The sequence below is a fragment of the Shewanella aestuarii genome, from assembly GCF_014647215.1.
Lineage (GTDB): Bacteria > Pseudomonadota > Gammaproteobacteria > Enterobacterales > Shewanellaceae > Shewanella > Shewanella aestuarii.
The window spans coordinates 72,486-88,008 of sequence record NZ_BMOT01000005.1; the positions used below are offsets into that span (position 1 = coordinate 72,486).

The window sequence follows — 15,523 nt, forward strand, 5'->3', positions numbered from 1 at the left end:
TCTTGTTTATCTATTTAATGACTTAAACACAGTTTAAGTTAGTGCATTAATCATTATTTGAAGGTACTCCATGAGTAATATCCACGAGCATAAGATACTGATCCTTGATTTTGGTTCTCAGTACACCCAACTTATTGCCCGCCGTATTCGCGAAATTGGCGTTTATTGTGAACTTTGGGCATGGGATGTCACCGAAGAGCAAATTCGCGGCTTTGCCCCAAATGGTATTATTTTAGCCGGTGGCCCAGAAAGCGTAACTGCTGACAATTCTCCACGTGCCCCTGAATATGTGTTTAACGCGGGTGTACCTGTTTTAGGTATCTGTTATGGCATGCAGACCATGTCAGAGCAACTTGGCGGTAAAGTGATTCAAGGTGTGGGAGAAGGTGAATTTGGTTACGCCCAAATTGAATTACAAACTACCTCAGCTTTATTCAAAAGCATTGAAGATGCCATTAGCGCTGACGGCAAGCCATTACTTGATGTATGGATGAGTCACGGAGATAAAGTCTCTGCCATCCCTGAAGGGTTTGTGGCCGTTGCAAAAACTGAGACTTGTCCTTATGCGGCTATGGCGAATGAAGACAAGCAATTCTATGGCGTGCAATTCCACCCTGAAGTAACCCATACCCGTCAAGGTAAGCGTATGCTTGAGCATTTTGCGCTTGAAATATGTGGTTGCCCAGCAAACTGGAAACCCTCTTCAATTATTGAAGATGCGATTGAACGTTTGAAAAAACAAATTGGTGATGACGAAGTTATCCTTGGTTTATCGGGTGGTGTTGACTCATCAGTAGTGGCAATGTTGTTACATCGCGCGATTGGCAGCAAGTTGACTTGTGTGTTTGTGGATAACGGTTTATTGCGTTTAAACGAAGCCGCTCAAGTGATGGAAATGTTTGGCGATCACTTCGGACTGAATATCATCCATGTTGATGCAGAAAATCGCTTCTTAGATGCAATGGCCGGTGTTGCCGATCCTGAAGCTAAGCGTAAAATCATTGGCCGCGTGTTTGTTGAAATTTTTGATGAAGAATCGAAAAAGTGTGCCAACGCAAAATGGTTAGCACAGGGCACCATTTACCCTGATGTGATTGAATCTGCGGGTAGTGCAACAGGTAAAGCGCATGTGATTAAGTCGCACCACAATGTGGGTGGCTTACCAGATGACATGGAACTCGGTCTCGTTGAGCCATTACGTGAATTATTTAAAGATGAAGTACGTAAAATCGGCTTAGAACTAGGTCTACCATACAATATGCTTTATCGTCATCCGTTCCCTGGACCTGGTCTTGGGGTACGTGTTCTTGGTGAAGTTAAGAAAGAATACTGTGATTTATTGCGCCGTGCAGATGCTATCTTCATTGAAGAATTGCATAAAGCCGATTTGTACAACAAAGTTAGCCAGGCATTTACCGTGTTTTTACCTGTTCGCTCCGTTGGCGTAATGGGTGATGGCCGTAAATATGATTGGGTTGTATCACTTCGTGCCGTAGAAACAATCGACTTTATGACCGCGCATTGGGCACACTTACCTTATGATTTCTTAGGTCGTGTCTCTAATCGTATTATCAATGAAGTAGATGGTATTTCACGTGTGGTTTACGATATTTCGGGTAAACCACCTGCGACGATTGAATGGGAATAATCTCATTGAGTGTCAGCTGATACTTTGAAAAAAAGACGCTTCGGCGTCTTTTTTATTTGTTAGAATATAACCATTATTGATTTTGTTAGGTTAGGTAAGTGACTCAAAGCGAACATGTGATAGATCCCCTTGATTTACAACAGCAAGCAACCGACCAAAAGTGGATGACCCTTGCGATGCAATTAGCACAGCAGGCAGAGCTTAAAGGTGAGGTGCCTGTGGGAGCGGTACTTGTAAAAGATGATGTGATGATCGCAAGTGGCTTTAACTTAAGTATCCTAAATCATGATCCAACTGCCCATGCTGAAATGGAATGTATTCGCCAAGCGGGGCAAGTGTTAGAGAATTATCGTATGCTCGACACCACTTTATACGTCACTTTAGAACCTTGCGCTATGTGTGCGGGTGCCATAGTTCACGGGCGCATTAAACGTGTGGTGTATGGCGCGGACGATTTAAAAACAGGCGCCGCAGGCAGTGTGATTAATTTATTGCAACATGCTCAGTTTAACCATCAGTTAGAAGTGACATCAGGAGTGATGGCAGATGAATGCGGCGCACAATTAAGTGCTTTTTTTAAACGCCGCAGACAGGAAATTAAAGCTTTAAAGCAGGCGAGGGCATTAAATAACCCCAGCGCGGATTAATCTGTCAATAGTAAACCGCCGTTTGCATTGCTAACTGTGTTGAATTTACTTCTCGTCCATGTGCGGCGAAATAACAGAATAAAAACGGATGCCTAAGCATCCGTTGTTTGGAAAGAAAAGAAAGAGTGCTGCCTGTTCTTAATGCGTCTTTTTTGCAGCTTTAACATCACGCGTCTGCGAGAACTGATATTGCTGATCAAACGTCTTCTCATAATTACTCCATAATCTTAACTCACGATTAGCCTTTAGGCGTGAGTGTGCTTTGCGTTAAGTTGCTATTAACTTCTGCCACGGCTTCTGTTTCATCTTCTGGGGTCAGTTGTTCCATTTGCTTAGATTGATTATCAACCCACACAAGAGTGTCATAGTAACGGCGGATACTATCAACATAATGCACAGCTTCACTACCGCGAGCATAACCATAACGTGTCTGTTTATAATATTTAGATTGCTGAAGTAATGGCAATACTTTTTTTACATCTCGCCAAGAACTGGGATCCATACCCATTGATTCAGTTAATCGTCGCGCATCTTCAACGTGACCCATTCCAATATTATAGGACGCTAGCGCAAACCAGATACGTTGACTATCAGGGATCGATTCCGGTAAACGATCTATCATGTCTTTAAGGTAAATCGCACCACCACGAATACTTTGTTCAGCATCAAGGCGATCATTCACACCAACATATTCAGCCGTTGGGCGTGTCAGCATCATCATGCCTCTGACGCCAGTAGGTGAGCGAGCTGATGGGTTCCAATGTGACTCCTGGTAGCTGGTGGCGGCAAGTTTGCGCCAATCGAAATCACCAGCGTACTGCTCGAACATCGTCCGATATTCAGGTAACACGTTATCAATTGCGCGAATAAAGGCACGGGTGTCGACATAATCAAAACGTTTTACATGGCCAAAATATTTTTCATTTAAATGCTCTAAGGTGCCAGCACGTTTTTCTTTATGCCAAAACGCCAGCAGTTTGCTCATTAAACGATCGCTTTCATCTGCGGGTAAAAGCCAAACGACTTCTAGTTTCTCTTCTAAAATCATCCCCGCGCGTAATTCAGGTAAAAAACGCTGGTTTATCAATAGGCTGTTAGAGTCTGAAATGGTGTAATTGATGTCACCATTAGCCACTAATGCAAACAAATCATCATAATCTTGATCGTTAACCTGATTCCAAGCGAGATCTGGATGGTTTTTTTGTAATTGAGTCAAGGTATGAACCGATGACGAATGTGAAGCTACTGTAATTTCACCTGGTAAAGTCGCGATATCTTTTGGCTCAGGCGTACCTTCTTTGTAAACCAACACCTGGTTTACTTTGTACATGGTAGGACCCAGTTTAAATTGTTGAGAACGGTTGGGGGTTTTGGCGATGCCTGCGGCAATGATATCAATTTTACCGTCTTTAAGGGCTTGAAACAGTTGTTTGCGGTTAGTGAAAGGAACCATTTGTAATGGTAACCCTAGGTAATCAGCAAATTTATTGGCCATTTCAAAGTCAAAGCCGGACTCTCCTAACTCTTCAGAGTTAAGATAAATTTGCGGTCCATAAAGCGTGCCGACGCGAAGTTCGGTACGTTCAGACACTGGAGATATAATGTCTTCTGATTGTGGTATTTCAACTGGCTGACAAGCGATCAGTGTAACCGCAAACAAAATGACAAATAATTTTTTTATCATAATTATTAATCAATTACTTTCTAGAATAACGTTAAGAATCGAAATGAATTGCTGTTATAAAGCTAAGTAAGAAAGAACAAATAGCTGAGCTGTAGGGCTTGTTATCGGACCTATTTTAACAGGTGTTATTGAAATCGCATAGCTGTGGTTAAAAAGTAGGCTGCTTGGTGGTTTTACATTGAACAATAATTTTTATTTATACTGATGTTTGGCAGCATAACAACAATGATATTTTTTCGTCTGTGCGTTTTTAAATCGTAAATTGATGCTTTTGTCTGGTGAGAAAATATTGCAAATCAACCATGATATTTTGCCTAAAAGGAAACACTGTTTTCAAACTGTATGGCAGGTGATTTGTACGGTGCAATTCCCTATAATAGCGCCAATTCTGACCCTCCTATATAATTTATAAGGTGAATAGACGTAATGGAAATCATTCGCGGAGCCCCTGCACTTTCTGCATTTAGAGTTCAAAAACTCATGGAGGCCTGCGACAGCGCAGATCTTCCTGTGAAAAGTATCTACGCTGAATATATACATTTAGCAGATTTAACTGAACAACTAGATGATAATGAGCGTGTTCAGCTTGAACGGATCTTGACCTATGGCCCAGCCATTGAGTCACACGCCCCGCAAGGTCAATTAGTTTTTATCACCCCTCGTCCTGGTACTATTTCACCTTGGTCTTCTAAAGCCACTGACATCGCACGTAATTGTGGCTTAGGTAAAGTAAAGCGTTTAGAACGCGGTATTGCTTATTACGTGGGATCTGCTGAGCTATCAAATGAGCAACAACAGCAATTATTAGCGTTATTACATGACCGCATGATGGAAGTGGTGTTAACTGATTTCGCTGGTGCTGAAGTGTTATTTAAACGCACTGAACCTGCCAAATTTAACAGTGTCAACATTCTTGCCGAAGGTCGCCGTGCTCTTGAAGTGGCTAACGTTAAGTTAGGGCTTGCTCTAGCTGAAGACGAAATTGATTATTTAGTTGAGAACTTTGTTCGTTTAAAGCGTAATCCAAATGACATCGAACTGATGATGTTTGCTCAGGCTAACTCTGAACATTGTCGCCATAAAATTTTTAATGCTGATTGGACAATTGATGGTGAAGTTCAGCCAAAATCATTGTTCAAAATGATTAAAAACACCTTTGAAGTGACCCCAGATAACGTGTTATCAGCCTATAAAGATAACGCAGCGGTTATGACGGGCCCTGTTGCTGGTCGTTTCTTCCCAGATCCCGATGGCGTTTACAATTATCACACTGAGCCAATGCACGTGTTGATGAAAGTGGAAACCCACAATCACCCAACAGCGATTAGCCCATATCCTGGCGCAGCTACCGGTTCTGGTGGTGAAATTCGTGATGAAGGTGCAACGGGACGTGGCTCAAAACCTAAAGCGGGTTTAACGGGCTTTACTGTGTCTAACTTAAAGATCCCTGGCTTTGTTCAGCCGTGGGAAGGTGACTACGGCAAGCCAGATCGTATCGTGACTCCGCTAGAAATTATGTTAGAAGGCCCATTGGGCGGCGCTGCATTTAACAACGAATTCGGTCGTCCTGCTTTAACCGGATATTTCCGTACTTATGAGCAACAAGTGTCGAGTCACAACGGCGTTGAAGTACGTGGTTACCACAAGCCAATTATGATTGCCGGTGGTTTAGGTAACATTCGTGATGAGCATGTGCAGAAAGGTGAAATTACCGTTGGCGCCAAACTTATTGTGCTTGGTGGTCCGGCAATGAACATAGGTTTAGGTGGTGGTGCTGCATCATCTATGGCATCGGGTCAGTCTAGTGAAGATCTCGATTTTGCTTCAGTACAACGTGAAAACCCAGAAATGGAACGTCGTTGTCAGGAAGTGATCGACCGTTGTTGGCAGTTAGGTGCCGCCAACCCAATCCAATTTATTCACGACGTTGGCGCGGGTGGGTTATCGAATGCGTTCCCTGAGTTAGTTAACGATGGCGACCGTGGCGGGGTGTTCAATTTACGTAACGTGCCTTCAGATGAGCCAGGCATGAGTCCGCTTGAGATCTGGTGTAACGAGTCACAAGAACGTTATGTGTTATCAGTGGCGCCAGAAAACTTACAACAATTTGCAGATATTTGTGCCCGCGAACGTGCTCCTTTTGCCGTTGTGGGTGAAGCAACTGAAGAAATGCACTTAACGCTTGCCGACAGCCACTTTAACAACAAGCCTATCGATTTACCGCTTGAAGTGTTATTGGGTAAAGCGCCTAAAATGAGCCGTGATGTAGTTTCGGCCAAAGCGGTATCACCAGCGTTAGATCAATCTAAAATTGATTTAGCTGAGGCAGTTAAGCGTATTCTTACGCTACCTACGGTTGCTGATAAAACGTTCTTAATCACCATTGGTGACCGTTCAGTAACAGGCTTAGTGAATCGCGATCAATTAGTCGGCCCTTGGCAGGTTCCTGTTGCTGACTGTGCGGTTACTGCATCAAGTTATGACAGCTATTGTGGTGAAGCCATGTCAATGGGTGAGCGTACGCCGCTAGCCTTACTTGATTTTGATGCTTCTGCCCGTATGGCGGTGGCTGAATCTATTATGAACATTGCTGGTACTGATATTGGCTCATTCAAGCGTATTAAGCTATCTGCAAACTGGATGTCGCCAGCAGGCCATCCTGGTGAGGATGCTGGTCTTTATCAAGCGGTTAAAGCGATTGGCGAAGATTTATGTCCAGAGCTAGGGATTACCATTCCTGTTGGCAAAGATTCAATGTCAATGAAAACGGCATGGGAAGAGAACGGCAGCCAAAAAACCGTCACTTCACCTATGTCATTGGTGATCACCGCTTTTGGTGTGGTGCAAGATATTCGTAAAACTGTGACGCCTGAACTTCGCACTGATAAAGGTGATACTGCCTTATTAATGTTGGATTTAAGCAATGGTCTAAATCGTTTAGGTGGTTCTTGTTTAGCGCAGGTTTATAGTGAATTAGGTGATATTGCCCCTACTTTAGATAAAACGGCTAACCTTGCAGGCTTCTTTGAAGTGATGCAAACATTAGTTGCAGACCAATCTGTTATTGCTTATCACGACCGCAGTGACGGTGGTTTATTCACCACTTTAGTTGAAATGGCATTTGCTGGTAACAGTGGATTAAACATCGATTTAGCCTCACTAAACGGTACTGATTTAGAGCGTTTATTTAACGAAGAATTAGGCGCTGTGATTCAGGTTAGTCAAGCCGATGCGGCAAACATTGCCGCACAGTTTGAAGCGAAAGGCGTGACATGTCATCACATCGGTGGTTTACACTCTGCTGATAACATCAAGATTACTGATGGTGAGCGGATTATCTATCAAAATAGCCGCACAGCACTGCGTACTTTATGGTCAGAAACGACTTACCGCATGCAGTCTCTGCGTGATAATCCATCATGTGCACAAGAAGAGTATGAGCTTAAGCAACAAGCTGATGCGCCGGGCTTAACCGTTAAATTAGGATTTGACCCAAGTGAAGATGTTGCCGCCCCTTATATATTGAAGGGCGCTGCACCTAAAATGGCTATTTTACGTGAGCAAGGTGTTAACTCTCATATTGAAATGGCTGCAGCATTTGACCGGGCGGGTTTTGAAAGTCGTGACGTGCATATGTCTGACATTCTTTCGGGTCGTATTAGCTTAGAAGAGTTCCAGGGCTTAGTCGCTTGTGGTGGATTCTCTTACGGTGACGTATTAGGTGCTGGTGAAGGTTGGGCTAAGTCCATTCTATTTAATGCCCGTGCCCGTGATGAGTTCAGTCGTTTCTTTGAACGTGATTCAAGCATTGCATTAGGTGTGTGTAACGGTTGCCAAATGTTGTCGAACCTGAAAGAAATTATTCCAGGCAGCGAGCATTGGCCTCACTTTGTGCGTAACCGCTCTGAGCGTTTTGAAGCACGCTTCAGTCTAGTTGAAGTACAGCAAACACCATCAGTATTTTTTGAAGGAATGGTTGGCTCGCGTATGCCTATTGCCGTTTCGCATGGTGAAGGTTTAGCTGAGTTTGCCACTGCAGATGCATTAGCAAAAGCAGAAGCTTCTGGCACAATTGCACTGCGCTACGTGGATGGTCATGGTCAAATTGCAACTCAATATCCATTAAACCCTAATGGTTCACCAAATGGATTAACGGGCATTTGTACTACAGATGGTCGTGTGACAATCATGATGCCGCATCCTGAGCGAGTATTTAGAACTGTTGCCAACTCATGGCATCCTGAAGAGTGGGGCGAAGATAGCCCATGGATGCGTATGTTCCGCAATGCGCGCGTTAAAATTGGTTAGTAAACAATTTTAACCCGATATAAAAGGCGACTGTAAAGTCGCCTTTTTTGTTAACAAATATCCTGTATTGGAAGGTGTCTGCTCTGAAATGTGTTTGAACAGATTGGCTGGAATATGCCTGAACCACTTTAACCCGTTAAAAATCATTCAGTGCGAATATATTTAACTTAAGTTCGGGATAATAAATGCGTAACAAACAGCCCTTTGCACCGCTAACTGGGGTGAATTGCAATAGACCTGCCATTACGCTTAAATGCACCTTGTTATCAGTACCAAGCTCAAGTTTGACTGTAAGCTATAGAGTATTTTAAATCTCATCTATTCATCTCTTAACTCGAGTTGAGGTTACTTAGCTGTTTCGTCAAAGCATTATCAGACAATACAACAGGCACAGACGTAAAAAAGCCCATTCATAATAGAATGGGCTTTTTTGTGTCAATTATCGTATTGGTTAATCACAACATTGACTGTTTTGCGCTAACAAAACGTAAACTGGGGCAGTGATTTACTTCACTTCTTTAGCTGTGTACATCTCAACAAAAGCACGTTTGTACAAGTTGACAACGTTTTCAAATATTTTAGTCATAGCAACATCTCTCAATAGTTTGGTTCATCAAAGAACGTTAAATACCTTAGGGTTAAGTCAACGGCTCCCTGGCATAAATGCTACTCGTTTTCTTAATGTGTGTATGATACCGAGCTTAATGAAGACTTTCAAACTAGTAAAAATGATATTTGCGATTAGTTTTTCTAATCTTTAATATTTTCATTTTGCTGGGTATTTTGTTTATCTTGTTGTTTTATATTCTTTTTTGTTATTGGTTGTAGTTAGTATATCTATGGTTTTATTTGTTAATGCTTTGGTGTTGTCGCTTTGGTTGTTGTTACTGGTTAATTGTCTACATTAGTAATGAATGTTATAAATTTATGATAATTTCCCTAACAATGAATTGTGTGATTGTCAATATCTCAAGTTTGGTATTATGCGCGCATACTCAAAACCCACTAAAAGCTGCAACTTAGATTGATTTAGGTCAATTTTCAATGGTATAAAATCAGCGTATTCTGAATTTATTCTAAATATAAGTAGCTGATAGTAATGCTTAAATTCATATTTGAATAAGTTTGCACAAAGCAAGCTCACGCTTTTGCTTTAAATGAGATGTTGAGCGGGTTATTTGTTCAGGTTTCATGTTGTAATCACACGAGTAATTTATTGCAGTAACCTTGTGCTTTAACACTTTATTAACGATTGGTGTTAACCCCGTTGGTTAGATGTAAATAAGTAAACACCTATATTGGCAACAGGTATGTTGTTTAATTTGCATTTGGTTGTACTGAAGTAAGGAGTCGCCAATGATTATCGAAGAGGTAGTTGAGCTATCGCGTTTACAATTCGCGCTGACAGCCATGTATCACTTTTTATTTGTTCCCCTCACATTAGGTCTAGCTTTTATTCTGGCGATCATGGAGTCACTTTATGTGATGACAGATAAGCAGATATATAAAGATATGACTAAGTTTTGGGGTAAATTATTCGGAATTAACTTTGCCTTAGGTGTCACCACCGGTTTGGCAATGGAATTCCAGTTTGGTACCAACTGGTCATATTTTTCACACTATGTAGGTGATATTTTTGGGGCGCCATTGGCGATTGAAGGCCTGATGGCGTTCTTCCTAGAATCAACCTTAGTGGGTATGTTCTTTTTTGGTTGGGACCGATTCAGTAAACGTCAGCATTTAGCGGTAACCTGGTTGGTTGCGCTGGGTTCAAATATGTCTGCGTTGTGGATTTTGGTTGCTAATGGTTGGATGCAAAACCCAGTGGGTTCTGTATTTAACTATGAAACCATGCGCATGGAAATGACCAGTTTTGCTGAAGTTATTTTCAACCCAGTTGCGCAGGTTAAATTTGTTCATACCGTAGCATCGGGCTATGTGGCTGGTGCCATGTTCGTTCTGGCAATCAGTTCATATTACATTCTAAAAGGTCGTGACTTACCTTTTGCTCGTCGCTCGTTTGCGATTGCAGCAAGCTTTGGTATGGCGTCCATTCTGTCTGTTATCGTACTGGGTGATGAATCTGGCTATAAAGTCGGTGAAGTACAGCGAGTAAAACTAGCCGCCATTGAGGCTGAGTGGCACACAGAGCCAGCTCCAGCAGCCTTTACTGCGGTAGGTTTCCCTAATCAAGAAACCATGCACACTGATTATGCGATTAAAATTCCATTTGCTATGGGTATCATAGCAACGCGTTCTTTAGATGAACAAGTTACCGGAATTATTGATTTAATCGACGAGCATGAAGTGCGTATTCGTAACGGTATGATTGCTTATTCATTCTTAACACAACTGCGTGCTGGCGATACCAGTCAGGAGCTGCGTGATAATTTTGAAGCCACTAAGCACGATTTAGGCTATGGCTTATTACTGAAGCGTTATACCGAAAATGTGGTTGATGCAACTGAAGCGCAAATCAAAGCCGCTGCGAAAGATTCTATTCCTAATGTCGCACCTATGTTCTGGTCATTCCGTATTATGGTTGGCGCAGGTATATTGATGCTGTTTATCTTTGCTGCTGCATTTTGGCAAAGTACGCGCCATCAAATTGCTGAGAAAAAATGGGTGCTTAAAGCGGCATTGTACGGCTTACCATTACCTTGGATTGCCATTGAGTGTGGTTGGTTTGTGGCTGAATATGGTCGTCAACCTTGGACGATTTCAGAAGTGTTGCCTACCTTCATGTCGGCATCTAGCTTAACGACATCTGACTTATGGTTCAGTATTATTTCAATTACTTTGTTCTACTCAGTATTACTGGTAATCGAGATGTTCTTAATGTTTAAGTATGCTCGTCTTGGCCCTAGCAGCATGAAGACTGGCCGTTATCATTTTGAAAACCAAGATGCTTAATCAGAGGACCTAATTATGTTTGATTATGAAGTATTACGATTTATCTGGTGGGCATTAATAGGTGTGTTGTTTGTCGGCTTCGCCGTCACTGACGGCTTTGATATGGGGGTAGGAGCCTTATTACCCATCATAGGTAAAGATGACACAGAACGCCGTATTATGATTAACACCATTGCGCCGCATTGGGATGGTAACCAAGTTTGGTTAATTACCGCTGGTGGCGCGTTATTCGCAGCCTGGCCTATGGTATATGCCGTGTCATTTTCTGGCTTCTATGTGGCGATGATGCTGGTGTTGTTCGCCTTGTTTTTGCGTCCAGTCGGTTTTGATTATCGTTCGAAAATTGAAGATCCAAAATGGCGTAAGTCATGGGATTGGGCACTGTTTGTAGGTGGTTTTGTACCACCACTGATCATTGGTGTGGCGTTTGGTAACTTGTTGCAAGGCGTTCCGTTTAACTTTGATGAGTTTTTACGTGCGAAATACCATGGTGGCTTCTTTGGATTGCTCAATCCATTCGGACTACTGACGGGGCTAGTGTGTGTCAGCATGATCATGATGCAAGGTGCAGCATGGTTGCAAATGAAGACCGAAGGTGAGTTACGTGTGCGCGCAGCCAACATGACCCAAATTTGTGCAGGTTTGTTGGTAGTACTATTTGCTGCCGCTGGCGTGTGGTTGGCAAAGGGGATTGATGGCTATGTCATTACCTCAACACTTGATTTAGCGGGTCCATCTAATCCAACAACAAAAACGGTTGCGATTGAAGCAGGTGCCTGGTTGGCGAATTATGACAAGTATCCTGTCACTATGTTATTCCCTGTTTTAGGGTTATTAATGCCAGTACTCGCGATATTTGCTAGTCGATTTAACCGCAGTGGTTTCGCATTCTTATTTAGCTCATTAGCCATTGCTGGCGTAATTTTAACTTGTGGTGCAGCGATGTTCCCATTTGTTATGCCATCGTCGCTTGAGCCAAATGTGAGCTTAACTATGTGGGATGCGACAGCAAGTCAAATGACCTTAAAAGTGATGACTTTCGCAGCGATTATCTTTGTACCAACGGTATTAAGTTATACCATTTGGACTTACTACAAGATGTATGGTCGTTTGAACCGTAGTTTTATTGAAGACAATAAAACCTCACTTTATTAATAGGAGTCATCATCTATGTGGTATTTTGCGTGGATATTAGGTGTATTACTGGCTTGCTCATTCGGCATTATTAATGCTCTGTGGTTAGAAAACACTGAAAACATGGACCGCCAAGAAAATAGTGAAAGTTAACTAGTTTGGTTGGTTAAACCTGAAAGCCCCGCTGATATTGCGGGGTTTTTTATGCGTAAAGAAAAATGACTTATGCTTCTATTGCTCAACTGAATCGTTTCGCTGGCATTCTGTTTTAGCGCGTGACTTGTTGCTGATATTTATGATTGTTTTCTGCTTTAGGTTGTTCGAACGTGCTTCAATACTATAATCCACACGCGTCTTAATGCTTCATGCCCATATCTATGGCCAAGAAGGACGCAGAGAAATCTATGCTGAGTACTTGTCTGGTTTATGCAGCATGAAATGAATACATTCAAACAACTGGGGCTAAATTACAGGGCTGAAGCTTGATGCGTTAAGCTGATATAGCGTTCCAATTCACTTATTTGGTCTGGTTGACTGCAATCTGGGATAGATGTTGTTTATCCGCTGTACGCATACAGGCGTATTCAATAACGCATTGTTGTTGCTGTATGCCTAATGTTATATACCCAAACAACTTGAAGATACGTGTTTCAGAGCTTCACCGTGTTTTCAATACTAGGCGCGTTAATGCGGTAATGTAGGTACCTTATAAATTAGCGCAACAACGCTCTTGATTTAAAAATCAGGGGAACACGGTGAAACTCCCTGAGGGCAAGTTTTACACGCGTTTATCCTGCGTTATTGATTTTGAAAAGGGAATAACCATTACCCGCAATCAATGCCTTGCCTAAACGCGTGTAAATTCTTGCTGAAATCGAGCATCTTCAGGTTGTTTGGGTATATATCAAGCGTAGGTCGAGTTATCACAGTTTAAGCCTGCGTTAATTTAAGTCCCTGCCTATTGCAGTCACTAGTTGTTTAAGTCGCACCTATCTAAGTCCCGTCATGCACGTTATTGAACATTAGTGCTAAATCATTGCGATAAAATCAGTGATGTGAACGAAAATGGCCTGAAGCATAATGCCTCAAGCCATTTGATTACTGGTTGCCAATGTAAAGGGTTAACCTCAATTCGAACAAAAAGTGTCAATTAACATTCAGCTTAATCCACTTTAAATACGCCAATCTGTTGTTTAATATTGCCAGCTAATTGGGTTAACACATCCGCATCATCAACCGCTTCTATTGCCCTTTGTTGACTATTTTGTGCCAAAGAGGAAATTGAATGTAAGCTATTGGACACTTCATCTGCCACAGTGGTTTGCTGCTTGGTGGCACTGGCAATACTGGATGAGAACATCGCCATTTCAGCAATACTGCTGTTAATTTGGCTTAGCTGAGTATTGGCATCATTGCCTTGTTCTGCAGAGTTAATGCCCAATTGCTGGCACTGGTTCATTTGTGCTGCAGTCAGTTTTACCTGCTGTTGCAATTTATTGATGGTGGCACTGATTTCACTAATCGATTGTTGGGTTCTTTGTGCTAAAGAGCGCACTTCATCTGCAACGACCGCAAATCCTCTACCTTGTTCACCCGCTCTAGCTGCCTCAATCGCGGCGTTTAATGCCAATAGGTTAGTTTGTTCGGCAATTCCGTTAATGACTTCGGTAACCTGACTAATAGCCTGACTTTCAGAACTAACCCCTTCAATATTTTGTTGGGTTTGGGTGAGTTGCTCGCTTAATGATTGTAAAGCATTCACGACTTGCGTTAATTGAGCGTGGCCATCGCTTGAGGCTTTATCAATTTCTTGCGCTTGAATCGCACCTTGTCCGGCATTTTGTGCCACATCCTTAATCGATGCTGACATTTCTTCGATTGCGGTGGCAATTTGCTCGGTTTGATTCAGTAATGACTTAGCTTCATTACCATTAGCTGTTGCTGTTTGTTGGCTGGAATTCGCATGGTTTTCTAAACTAAAAACAGACTGCTGTAATGATTTTATTAAGCCCGCTAGGTTGTTAGCCATTTGAGTAACACTAATGGTGATTTGATCGACCTCATTTAAACTGTGCGATTCGCAAGCCATGAATGTTTGTGATAAATCACCTTCGCCAAGTTTGGCGATTTTGGCTTGTAATAACTGTAATGGTTTAACAGCGCGAGTAATTAACGTACTTAACAATATGAAAATCAGCACAATGCCAATAACCGCAATCAGAAGATTTTGCTGCAACATAGTCACGCTTTCGTTATTTAACTCTTGCTGCGGCACAAACCCTACTAGAGTCCAATTCCAACCTTTAATGGCAACCGAATACGAAAACATATCATCGTTATTCAATGATGTATAAAACCAGCTTTGCTCGTCTGTTAAGGCTTGGTCAATGGTTAATCCATCAAGTAGGGCTGCGTCAAAGGGGGCATCCGCGGATAATTTCGGGTGAGCAATGATTTGTTTGTCTGAATTGCGAATAATGACATAAGAGCCCGATTCTTCTAAGGTCATTTTTTTCATCGTTTGTTGAATTTGCTGAACCGATTGGGTGATATCAAAACCAACAAATAAAATACCAATGACCTTGTCATTTTGATCTTTGATCGGACGATAAATGGTCATATAGTCGCGGTCGAATAATTTGGCATACCCTTCATATTCCTCACCGTTAATCAGCTTTTTGTACCCAGGATGACTGGTTCCCAGATTAGTACCAATTGCGCGTTTACCATCGGCTTTTTTTAATGAGGTTGAAATACGGGTAAAGTCATCTTGATCGCGAACAAAAATGGTCGCCACTCCACCGGTAAGTTTGGAAAATCGGTCCACTTTACTGCGTGATGCATTAATTTGCTCATTACCATGTTTTAGTGAGGGAGAACTGACACTCAGTACTTTTACGTTTCGCCCACCTAAATAAAAGGTACTTGGATATAAAGTCCGCAGGATATCTGCATTTCTTCTGGCGAGGGTAAGCATGCTCTCATACTGTAATTCAATCAGTTCAGCATTACTGTGCATTTGTGCACCAATGGCTTGAACCGCTTTGTCATTTAATGAATTAGATGCTGATTGATACGAAAATAAAGACATCGCAACAAATATTGCAATTGAGGACAGTAGGGCAAGCGAGCTTATCTGTTTTGCAATTGGCCAGTTTTTATAATTCATGACAATATTTCCGGTGAGTT

Annotated in this window: 8 protein-coding genes; 6 read left to right on the forward strand and 2 right to left on the reverse strand. The window is 42.1% G+C overall.

Annotation, left to right across the window (positions count from 1 at the left end):
* Positions 1–70 precede the first annotated feature (70 nt).
* Together guaA and tadA are read left to right on the forward strand one after the other, a co-directional pair.
* The gene (gene guaA / locus IEY03_RS09090) at positions 71–1,648 is read left to right on the forward strand and encodes a glutamine-hydrolyzing GMP synthase (RefSeq protein WP_188841052.1); all 1,578 of its coding nucleotides are present in this window, start codon (positions 71–73) and stop codon (positions 1,646–1,648) included.
* A 98-nt stretch (positions 1,649–1,746) separates the two neighbouring features.
* Positions 1,747–2,295: a tRNA adenosine(34) deaminase TadA gene (gene tadA / locus IEY03_RS09095; protein WP_188841053.1), complete on the forward strand. Its 549-nt coding sequence runs from the start codon at positions 1,747–1,749 to the stop codon at positions 2,293–2,295.
* Between the two features lie 238 nt (positions 2,296–2,533).
* Here tadA and mltF read toward each other — a convergent pair whose 3' ends face one another.
* On the reverse strand, positions 2,534–3,979 hold the full coding sequence (mltF, locus tag IEY03_RS09100; RefSeq protein ID WP_188841054.1) for a membrane-bound lytic murein transglycosylase MltF: 1,446 nt from the start codon (positions 3,977–3,979) through the stop codon (positions 2,534–2,536).
* A 426-nt stretch (positions 3,980–4,405) separates the two neighbouring features.
* On the opposite strand from mltF, the gene purL reads away from it, so the two are divergent.
* From purL to cydX, 4 genes are all read left to right on the forward strand, one after another.
* Positions 4,406–8,287, forward strand: a complete 3,882-nt coding sequence (gene purL / locus IEY03_RS09105; RefSeq protein ID WP_188841055.1) for a phosphoribosylformylglycinamidine synthase — start codon at positions 4,406–4,408, stop codon at positions 8,285–8,287.
* A 1,356-nt stretch (positions 8,288–9,643) separates the two neighbouring features.
* Positions 9,644–11,200: a cytochrome ubiquinol oxidase subunit I gene (locus IEY03_RS09110; RefSeq protein WP_188841056.1), complete on the forward strand. Its 1,557-nt coding sequence runs from the start codon at positions 9,644–9,646 to the stop codon at positions 11,198–11,200.
* Between the two features lie 15 nt (positions 11,201–11,215).
* The gene (cydB, locus tag IEY03_RS09115) at positions 11,216–12,355 is read left to right on the forward strand and encodes a cytochrome d ubiquinol oxidase subunit II (protein WP_188841057.1); all 1,140 of its coding nucleotides are present in this window, start codon (positions 11,216–11,218) and stop codon (positions 12,353–12,355) included.
* A 15-nt stretch (positions 12,356–12,370) separates the two neighbouring features.
* Entirely contained in the window at positions 12,371–12,487 is a 117-nt protein-coding gene (gene cydX, locus IEY03_RS09120) for a cytochrome bd-I oxidase subunit CydX (RefSeq protein ID WP_188841058.1), read from the forward strand.
* 1,009 nt (positions 12,488–13,496) lie between these two features.
* Here cydX and IEY03_RS09125 read toward each other — a convergent pair.
* The gene (locus IEY03_RS09125) at positions 13,497–15,503 is read right to left on the reverse strand and encodes a methyl-accepting chemotaxis protein (protein ID WP_188841059.1); all 2,007 of its coding nucleotides are present in this window, start codon (positions 15,501–15,503) and stop codon (positions 13,497–13,499) included.
* Positions 15,504–15,523: the final 20 nt, after the last annotated feature.

What these genes read in the sequence shown, in the direction of transcription:
- guaA (WP_188841052.1), top strand. Translation starts at nt 71, where the DNA reads ATGAGTAATATCCACGAGCATAAGATACTGATCCTTGATTTTGGTTCT.
- mltF (WP_188841054.1), bottom strand. Translation starts at nt 3,979, where the DNA reads ATGATAAAAAAATTATTTGTCATTTTGTTTGCGGTTACACTGATCGCT.
- purL (WP_188841055.1), top strand. Translation starts at nt 4,406, where the DNA reads ATGGAAATCATTCGCGGAGCCCCTGCACTTTCTGCATTTAGAGTTCAA.
- IEY03_RS09110 (WP_188841056.1), top strand. Translation starts at nt 9,644, where the DNA reads ATGATTATCGAAGAGGTAGTTGAGCTATCGCGTTTACAATTCGCGCTG.
- cydB (WP_188841057.1), top strand. Translation starts at nt 11,216, where the DNA reads ATGTTTGATTATGAAGTATTACGATTTATCTGGTGGGCATTAATAGGT.
- cydX (WP_188841058.1), top strand. Translation starts at nt 12,371, where the DNA reads ATGTGGTATTTTGCGTGGATATTAGGTGTATTACTGGCTTGCTCATTC.
- IEY03_RS09125 (WP_188841059.1), bottom strand. Translation starts at nt 15,503, where the DNA reads ATGAATTATAAAAACTGGCCAATTGCAAAACAGATAAGCTCGCTTGCC.